Annotated in this window: 4 protein-coding genes and 1 riboswitch; all 4 genes read left to right on the forward strand. The window is 63.8% G+C overall.

Translation table 11 applies throughout. From position 1 onward, the window contains the following. Window positions 1-610: 610 nt before the first annotated feature. Window positions 611-810, forward strand: a riboswitch (cobalamin riboswitch). 93 nt (window positions 811-903) lie between these two features. The 4 genes from cobW to ACDZ94_RS13095 are packed head-to-tail and all read left to right on the forward strand — an operon-like array spanning window position 904 to window position 7393. Further along, the gene (gene cobW / locus ACDZ94_RS13080; RefSeq protein WP_221294508.1) at window positions 904-1965 is read left to right on the forward strand and encodes a cobalamin biosynthesis protein CobW; all 1062 of its coding nucleotides are present in this window, start codon (window positions 904-906) and stop codon (window positions 1963-1965) included. A 3-nt stretch (window positions 1966-1968) separates the two neighbouring features. Beyond that, a complete protein-coding gene (gene cobN / locus ACDZ94_RS13085) occupies window positions 1969-5730 on the forward strand; it encodes a cobaltochelatase subunit CobN (RefSeq protein ID WP_432750246.1) in 3762 nt (1253 codons plus the stop codon). Continuing rightward, window positions 5730-6728, forward strand: coding sequence for an ATP-binding protein (locus ACDZ94_RS13090; RefSeq protein ID WP_432750247.1), 999 nt, complete (start codon window positions 5730-5732; stop codon window positions 6726-6728). Before cobN ends, ACDZ94_RS13090 begins: the two co-directional genes overlap by 1 nt. A gap of 53 nt (window positions 6729-6781) precedes the next feature. Continuing rightward, window positions 6782-7393 carry a vWA domain-containing protein gene (locus tag ACDZ94_RS13095; RefSeq protein ID WP_064454915.1) on the forward strand — a complete coding sequence of 204 codons (612 nt, stop codon included), beginning with the start codon at window positions 6782-6784 and terminating at the stop codon, window positions 7391-7393. Window positions 7394-7591: the final 198 nt, after the last annotated feature.

The raw sequence follows: 7591 nt of genomic DNA on the forward strand, positions 1-7591 counted from the left end.
GGCTCGGTATGCCCGCACTCCGGCTTGAATCCGTGGGCCGCCGCAATGGGCCATCCCTGGCCCAGTGCGGCTAACCCGGCGTCCTGCCGGGTTACCCACGGATTCAAGCCTGCGTTCGGCCATCGTGGTTAACGGGGCCTGTGAGATCAAGGTCAACAGCAGATCAAAAGCAGAGCACGGCGGCCTGAAAGCCGACCTGAGTGGTAGAAGCGAAAGCAGGGCAAAAACAGGGCTGCTTTTCTGTGGGAGCTGGCTTGCCTGCGATGGCATCAACTGTGTGTCACTGACAGACCGAGATGTCTGCATTGCAGGCAAGCCAGTCCCCACATTTGAATGCGTTCAGCGTCCAGGTTCAGGTCAGCTGCTAGTCCGCCGAACTCCGCTTTTGAGCTTTTTGATCTTAGGCGACCTACTTAGGAATGCCGGAGTACGGGCACACCGAGCCTGGGCGAGGTGCCGAGTGGTGGGGTACTTTTGGTCGAACCGGCATTTCGGGCCCTTTTCCAAAAGCGACCTGCCGTAAAGGCGGAACCCTAAGCTGCCGTCACCGCAGCAACGGCTATGTACATCAACCAAACAACCCCATCATTGACCATCCCCCACGCACTGCGTAGCCTTGCACCTTCGAGGTTCTTCGGCCCAGGTCGAAGCTAAGAAGGGAACGCGGTTCAAGCCGCGGCTGCCCCCGCAACTGTGAAGGGTTCATCTGACTGCCACGCCACTGCCAATACGGCGGGAAGGCGCAGCCAGCGCCGGTCGCAAGACCCGCATGCCCCAAGCCAGGAGACCTGCCTCGTCACCGATTTTCTACTTCAACCGGGCGGGGTGATCCGGTGACGAAATCAGCTTCTGCGCATTGCCGCAGGGCCTGTCGTCCCGTATGCCCGCCCCAAAGGGCATCCGATGAAAACACTGGCCAAACTCCCCGTCACCATCGTTACCGGCTTCCTCGGCTCGGGCAAAACCACCTTGCTGCGCCATATGCTCGACAACGCCCAGGGCCGTCGCATCGCCGTGATCGTCAACGAGTTCGGCGAGTTGGGCATCGACGGTGAAATCCTCAAGCAGTGCTCCATCGGTTGCACCGAGGAAGAAGCCAACGGCCGCGTGTACGAACTGGCCAACGGCTGCCTGTGCTGCACCGTGCAGGAAGAATTCTTCCCGGTGATGCGCGAATTGGTCGCCCGTCGCGGTGACCTCGACCATATCCTGATCGAAACCTCGGGCCTGGCCCTGCCAAAACCCTTGGTCCAGGCCTTCCAGTGGCCGGAAATCCGCAGCGCCTGCACGGTTGACGCGGTGATTACCGTGGTCGACAGCCCGGCTGTCGCCGCAGGCACCTTTGCCGCGTTCCCGGATCAGGTTGATGCCCAGCGCAAACTCGACCCGAACCTGGACCACGAATCGCCCCTGCACGAGCTGTTCGCCGACCAACTGGCCAGCGCCGACCTGGTGATCCTCAACAAAGCCGACCTGATCAGCCCTGAAGACCTGGCACGCGTGCGCCTTGAAGTCGCCGAAGAGCTGCCGCCGGCCGTGAAAATCATCGAGGCCAGCAGCGGTCGCGTGCCGCTGGACGTGTTGATTGGCCTGGGCGCCGGCTCCGAAGAACACATCGACGGTCGCCACAGCCACCACGATCATCACCACGAAGGTGAAGACGACCACGACCACGATGCGTTTGATTCCATCTCCATCGACTTGCCGCAAGCTGATGAAGCGCTGCTGCTCGACGCCCTGAATCAACTGGTGGTGCAACACGGCATCCTGCGTGTCAAAGGTTTCGCGGCGATCCCGAACAAGCCGATGCGCCTGCTGATCCAGGGTGTGGGCACGCGTTTCGACAAGCATTTCGACCGTGCCTGGGGTGCTGATGAAGCCCGCATCACGCGTCTGGTGCTGATCGGCCAGGAGCTGGACGCGGCGGGCCTCGAAGCGCAACTGCGCGCTGCGCTCAGCGTTTAACCCATGCACCTGCTCAGGACCCAGCCCGGCGGTTTCGTCTCGGAAGACAACATTGCCGACTTAGGCCAAACCCCCGCCGAGCTGGTGATTCTGTGCAGCGGCGATTCCAGCCTGGCACTGCTGGCCGAAGCGGCCCAGCAGTTGCCCGACGATTACCCCAGCTTTCGCCTGGCCAACCCGATGCAGGTGCAAAACCATGCCTCGGTCGACCTGTACGTCGATGAGGTGCTGCGCCACGCCAAGGTCATCCTGATTTCGCTGCACGGCGGCATCGGTTATTGGCGCTACGGCATTGAGCGCCTGGTGGAATTGGCCGAGCGCGGCGTGCAGCTGATCCTGGTGCCGGGTGATGATCGCCCGGACCCGGAACTCAGCGGCTTGAGCTCCGTAGGCGCAGAAGCGCGCGACCGCCTGTGGCACTTCCTGCGCCAGGGCGGCCTGGGCAACGCGCTGGATTTCTATCGCTGCCTGGCAAGCAGCTACCTGGGCCGCGACTATGCCTGGGCCGAACCGCAAAGCCTGCCGCGCACCGCGATTTATCACCCGCACAAAGCCAACCCGCGCTTGAATGACTGGCAGTCGGATTGGCAGGCAGATTGGCCGGTAGCCGCAGTGCTGTTCTATCGCTCGCATTTGCAGGCGGCCAATACCGGTTTTATCGACGTGTTCTGCCAACGCTTGCAGGCGGCGGGCCTTAATCCGTTGCCGATAGCGGTGGCCAGTTTGAAAGAGCCCGGCTGCCTCACGGTGGTCGAAGACTGGCTGGATGACGTGCAGGCGGCGGTGATTCTGAACACCACCGGCTTTGCCCAGTCCAGCCCGGAAGCCCCGCATTTACGCCCGTTTCGCCGCAATATTCCGGTGATCCAGGCGATTTGCGCCCAGGACAACCAGCCCGGCTGGGAGGCCAGCGAGCAAGGCCTCGGCCCGCGCGACCTGGCGATGCATATCGCCTTGCCGGAGCTGGATGGGCGCATTATCAGCCGTCCCATCAGCTTCAAAGACCTGGCCTGGCGCAGTGAGCGCAGCCAGTCCGACGTGGTGTGCTACCGCGCTGCGCCCGAGCGCATGGATTTCGTCGCCGAGCTGGCGCGGCGTTGGGTCGAACTGGCACGGGTGCCGAATGCACAAAAGCGCATCGCACTGATCCTCGCCAACTACCCGACCCGTGACGGCCGCATTGGCAATGGCGTGGGCCTGGACACCCCGGCGGCGGCGCTGAATATCCTGCGCGCGCTGCAAGCCGAAGGTTATCCCGTGCCCAGTGAGTTGCCGCACAGCGGCACGGCCCTGATTCATGATCTGCTCGGCGGCATCACCAACGATCTGGACAGCCTCGACCTGCGCCCGTGCCACCAAAGCCTGGGCCTGGACGACTACGAGGCGATGTTCAAGCGCCTGCCTGAAGCCAATCGCCAGGCGGTATTGGCGCGCTGGGGCGCACCGCATAACGATCCGATGTGCCGCGACGGCCGCATGATGATCGCCGGCCTGCGCCTGGGCCTGACTTTTGTCGGCATCCAGCCGGCGCGGGGTTATCAGGTTGACCACAGCGCGGTGTACCACGACCCGGACCTGGTGCCGCCCCACGGTTATTTGGCGTTTTACTTTTGGTTGCGCCATACCTACGGCGCCCATGGCGTGATCCATGTGGGCAAGCACGGCAACCTCGAATGGCTGCCGGGCAAGGGTGTGGGGCTGTCGGAGAACTGCTGGCCCGACGCGCTGCTGGGGCCGTTGCCGAATATCTACCCATTTATCGTCAATGACCCGGGCGAGGGTGCCCAGGCCAAGCGTCGCACTCAAGCGGTGATCATCGACCACCTCATGCCGCCGCTGACGCGTGCCGAGACCTACGGCCCGCTGCGTAACCTGGAGCTGTTGGCCGACGAGTATTACGAGGCGCAATTGCTGGACCCGCGCCGCGCCCTTGAATTGCAAAAAGACATTCTCAAGCTGGTGCGCGAAACCCATATCGATCAGGAGCTGGAGCTGGATAACGACGCCGACGCCACGGTCTGGTTGCCGCGCCTGGACACCTACCTGTGCGATTTGAAGGAGTCGCAGATCCGCGACGGCCTGCATATTTTTGGCGAGTCGCCCGAAGGCCGTTTGCGCATCGACACCCTGCTGGCCTTGCTGCGCATCCCGCGCGGCGATGGGCGTGGCCCGCAATCGAGCTTGCTGCGGGTGCTGGCCAAGGCGTTTGAGCTGGGCTTTGACCCACTCGATTGTGCCCTGGCCGAGCCCTGGACCGGGCGTCGCCCCGAGGTTTTGCAAAACATTGATCAGCAGCTCTGGCGCACCGCCGGTGATACCCGCGAGCGCCTGGAGTTATATGCCGCGCGTTTGATCGAGCAAGCGCTGGAAGGGCCGATTGAGCAGTTGGAGGAACCTGGCTGGGAGGATGTGAAGTCGGTCATCGAGAGCCTGCGCGTCGTCGTGGCACCGCGTCTGGACGCGTGCGGGCCTGCGGAAATGCAGGGTTTGCTGGAGGCGTTGAGTGGCCGCTTTGTACCCGCAGGCCCCAGCGGCGCACCCAGTCGTGGGCGCCTGGATGTACTGCCCACCGGGCGTAATTTCTTCACCGTGGATGTGCGCAACCTGCCCACCACCACGGCCTGGCGCATTGGCTTCCAATCCGCCAACCTGATTCTTGAGCGGCACCTGCAAGACCATGGCGACCACCTGCGCCAGCTCGGCCTGTCGGTCTGGGGCACCGCCACTATGCGTACCGGCGGTGATGATATTGCCCAGGCCATGGCGCTGATGGGCGTGCGCCCGGTATGGGCCACGGGCAGCCAGCGCGTGGATGACTTCGAGATTCTGCCGATCAGCCTGTTGGACCGCCCGCGCGTTGACGTAACGCTGCGCGTGTCCGGGTTCTTCCGTGATGCCTTTGCCAACCTGATCCGGCTGTTTGATGCAGCCGTGCAGGCAGTGGCGGCCCTGGATGAACCGGATGACATGAACCCGCTGGCGGCCAAGGTGCGCAGCGAACGCGAGGCGCTGCTCAGCGCGGGCCTGGATGAAGAAGCGGCCGCGAAACAGGCTGGCTGGCGCATCTTCGGCGCCAAGCCTGGCGCCTATGGCGCGGGCGTACAGGGTGCGATTGACGGTCGCCTGTGGCAGAGCCGCGAGGATTTGGCCGAGGTCTACCTGAACTGGGGCGGCTATGCGTATGGCGGTTCCGATGAGGGCACTGCCGCCCGCGAACAGTTCGCCCAGCGCCTGAGCCAGGTGCAGGCAGTGTTGCAGAACCAGGATAACCGCGAGCACGACCTGCTCGACTCCAACGACTACTACCAATTCCAGGGCGGCATGCTCGCGGCCGTGGAAACCCTGAGCGGCGATAAGGCCGCCAGCTATCATGGCGACCATAGCCAGCCGGACCTGCCCAAGGTCCGCACCCTGAAGGAAGAGCTGAACCGGGTCATCCGTTCCCGTGCCGCCAATCCCAAATGGATCGACGGCGTGAAGCGCCATGGCTATAAAGGCGCGTTCGAAATGGCCGCGACGGTAGACAACCTGTTCGCGTTCGACGCCACCACCGCGCTGATTGATGATCACCAATACGCCTTGCTCGCCGACGCTTACTTGCTCGACCCTGACACCCGGGCCTTTGTGCAGCAGCACAACCCTGATGCTTTGCGCGATATGACCGAGCGTATGCTCGAAGCCCAGCAGCGCGGCATGTGGCAAGAGCCCGGAGCGTATCGCGAGGCGTTGGAAAACCTGTTGCTGGATATAGAAGAAGACAGCTGATGACTGATATTCCGCATTTCCCGCTGTCCGCCGTGGTCGGCGCCGACGACTTGAAACTGGCCCTGTGCCTCACCGCCATCGACCCGAAAATCGGCGGTGTGCTGATCGAAGGCCCGCGCGGCATGGCCAAGTCCACGCTGGCACGAGGCCTGGCAGATTTGTTGGCCAGCGGTCAGTTTGTCACCTTGCCGTTGGGCGCTACCGAAGAGCGGCTGGTGGGCACGTTGGATCTGGACGCTGCGCTGGGCGAAGGCCGCGCGCAATTCTCCCCCGGTGTCCTGGCCAAGGCTGACGGCGGCGTGCTGTATGTCGATGAAGTCAACTTGCTGCCCGATCACCTGGTGGACCTGCTGCTGGATGTGGCCGCCAGCGGCACCAACCTGATCGAGCGCGACGGGATTTCCCATCGGCATTCGGCGCGCTTTGTATTGATCGGCACCATGAACCCGGAAGAGGGCGAATTGCGCCCGCAACTGCTCGACCGCTTTGGCTTCAATGTGGCATTGAGCGGGCAAACCCTGCCCACCGAGCGCGGGCAAATTATCCGCCGCCGCCTGGATTTCGACAGCGATCCGGCAGCGTTTTGCAGCCAATGGGCCACGCAGCAAGCCGCCTTGCGCGATCGCTGCACCCAGGCGCGGGCGCGGCTCGACAGCATTGCGTTGGATGATCAGGCGTTGGCGCAGATCACCGAGCGCTGTTTTGCCGCCGGTGTCGATGGCTTGCGCGCAGACCTCGTGTGGTTGCGCGGCGCGCGCGCCCATGCGGCCTGGCGTGGCGCTGGCGCCATCGCCGAGGAAGATATCGAAGCCGTGGCCGAATTCGCCTTGCGCCATCGCCGTCAGGCGCAAACCCCTCCGGCGAGCCCGCCCGATAAAGGCCAGGCGCCACAACCCTCGGACTCCTCGCCTGGCCAAGGCCAGTGGGGCGATATGCCCGCACCGGCCTTGCCCACGGGCGCACGCCGGGATGTGCCCACCTGGCCAAAAAAGCCCTAGGCATTCGCCCTCGACCTGACGCGGGGGCGGATGCCCGGCCCAAGGCGGGGCGACTGGAAAAAGGCAGGCACGGCAAAGCGCGTCGTGCAACGTTGGGTTCGATCAACTGGCCGGGCACCTTGCTCGGTGGTCGGCCGCAAACCCGTGAGGATGTGGTCTACCACCTGCGCAGCCGCTCAGCCCATGAGTTGTGGCTGGTGATTGTCGATGCCTCGGCGTCCACTCGGCGCCATGGCGCGTTGAGCGACGCCAAAGGCTTGCTGGCCCAGTTGTTTGATGACGCATATCGGCAGCGGGCGCGCATGGCGTTACTGACGGCCAGCGGGCAAGCGCCCAAATGGCAGGTGCAGGGGTTGAAGGCCGCCAAAGGCTTGGCCGGGTGGCTGGCTCAGCTCGGCGCCGGCGGCGGCACGCCGTTGCTGGCGGCGTTGTCCGAAGCCGCGCATTGGCTGCGCGCGCGGCGTAAGCGTTACCCGGCCGAGCAGCAGCGTTTGCTGGTGATTACCGATGGGCGGCTCAAAGACATCGCCGGATTAGCGGCGCTCGATTGCCCGGGGCTGCTGGTGGATATCGAGCGCGGCCCGATCCAGCTCGGGCGCGCCAAACAGCTGGCGCTTGAGCTGCAGCTGGACTATCGACATATCGACAGCGTGTCGCTGCAATAAAAGTGAACGTTCCCTGATTCCCGCTTGTCCCCGCTTCCCATGTCACCCCCTGCCTGCCAAATCCCTTAATTTTCCAAGCCTGCCGGAAGCCTCTCCAGGCCCCCGGCTGCGCCCGCGATTTTTTTCAGGGCGCCCAGCACACCCGATCCAAGCGGCAGCTGAAAACGGACTTTCTCCTCAACCGTGACTTATCAGGCA

It is taken from the genome of Pseudomonas sp. UBT, assembly GCF_050915955.1.
Lineage (GTDB): Bacteria > Pseudomonadota > Gammaproteobacteria > Pseudomonadales > Pseudomonadaceae > Aquipseudomonas > Aquipseudomonas antarctica_A.

Bases quoted from the DNA above. Each gene is read 5' to 3' on its own strand.
- cobN (WP_432750246.1), top strand. From the start codon at position 1,969: ATGCACCTGCTCAGGACCCAGCCCGGCGGTTTCGTCTCGGAAGACAAC.
- cobW (WP_221294508.1), top strand. From the start codon at position 904: ATGAAAACACTGGCCAAACTCCCCGTCACCATCGTTACCGGCTTCCTC.
- ACDZ94_RS13090 (WP_432750247.1), top strand. From the start codon at position 5,730: ATGACTGATATTCCGCATTTCCCGCTGTCCGCCGTGGTCGGCGCCGAC.